Origin of the sequence: Plectonema radiosum NIES-515, assembly GCF_025753815.1 — a bacterium.
Taxonomy (GTDB): Bacteria; Cyanobacteriota; Cyanobacteriia; order Cyanobacteriales; family Nostocaceae; genus Hassallia; species Hassallia radiosum_A.
This window is the reverse complement of the sequence record NZ_JAOWRF010000275.1, coordinates 1-1260: the sequence shown is the minus strand read 5'-3', so window position 1 is coordinate 1260 and position 1260 is coordinate 1. Positions and strand designations below refer to the sequence as shown.

Here is a 1260-nt window from a genome sequence, read left to right as displayed (position 1 = left end):
TTTTTAATTTGGTTAGGGTGGGGGGGGTGGCGGCCGGGGGGGGGGGGGGGGGGGGGGGGGGGAGTGGTGGACAAGTGGACAAGGGGACAAGGGGACAAGGGGACAAGGAGGATGAGGTGAATTTTCTTCCTTGTCTCCCCCTCTCCCCCTCCCCCACTCTCCCCCTCTTTTTGTCTCCCCCTCTCCCCCATCTCCCCATCTCCTCAGAAGGGTTGAGGACAATAAGCGATGCAGTTTGTCTTGGTCTTGCAGGTGGGGTAAGTCGAAGAGAGCGGTTTTGTGTTGAATATTCATTTGTAGTAAGGGCTTCAGCCCTTAAAACAGAAGTTATGATGGCTTAAGCCGTTACAAGAAACTGACGGGAGTTTGAAAGCCCCCAAGGAACAGGTACGTAGTACCGTTTTCCGTGCTTTAGATGGGGGATGAAAAACGACTCGGTGGCTTTTAAGCCACTGTAAATATTGTATAAAGTTTTTCAACCACATAAATATCTTACACCGAACATGCTAGTATAAGAATAGGAGGTAAAACAATGCTTGTATTTGAGTTTAAAGCTTATGGGAAGTCAACGCAGATAATCGCAGTAGATGATGCAATTAGAACTGCAAAATTCATTCGTAATAGCTGTATTCGGCTATGGATGGATGTTAAAGGCACGGGTAAAAATGATTTGCAGAAATATTGCGCTGTACTTGCGGCTGAATTTCCCTTTGCAAATGAACTTAACTCAATGGCTAGACAAGCCAGCGCAGAACGGGCATGGTCTTCTATCTCCAGGTTTTATGACAACTGTAAAAAAAGTATTTCTGGGAAAAAAGGTTATCCCAAATTTCACTCATATTGCCGCTCTGTTGAATATAAAACCTCAGGGTGGCGATTAGCGGATGATCGTAAATCTATCAACTTTACCGACAAAAAAGGTATCGGTCGGTTAAGGATAAAAGGTACTCGTGACCTTCATTTCTACCAAATTAATCAAATAAAACGGGTTAGGTTGGTAAAACGTGCCGATGGTGTATACGTGCAGTTTTGCATTGATGTAGACCGTTCTGAGAACATAGAGCCAACGGGTAATACTGTTGGGTTAGATGTTGGACTGAAAGAATACTACACTGACTCCGACGGTGTGATGGTAGAGTTAGTCCTAAGCCAGCAATAACATAGACAAGTCTAGACTATTATTGACAACTACCCTCCTATATTTTCAATCAGATTATCAACAATTTCTCTTAACCGTTCTTGCCAGTTATGTACGGATTT

The 1260-nt window shown here is 44.0% G+C and carries 1 pseudogene; it reads left to right on the top strand.

The window, feature by feature from the left end:
- Positions 1 to 532 precede the first annotated feature (532 nt).
- A pseudogene (locus OGM63_RS18930) lies at positions 533 to 1138 on the top strand (RNA-guided endonuclease InsQ/TnpB family protein); the annotation flags it as partial.
- Between the last annotated feature and the right edge of the window lie 122 nt (positions 1139 to 1260).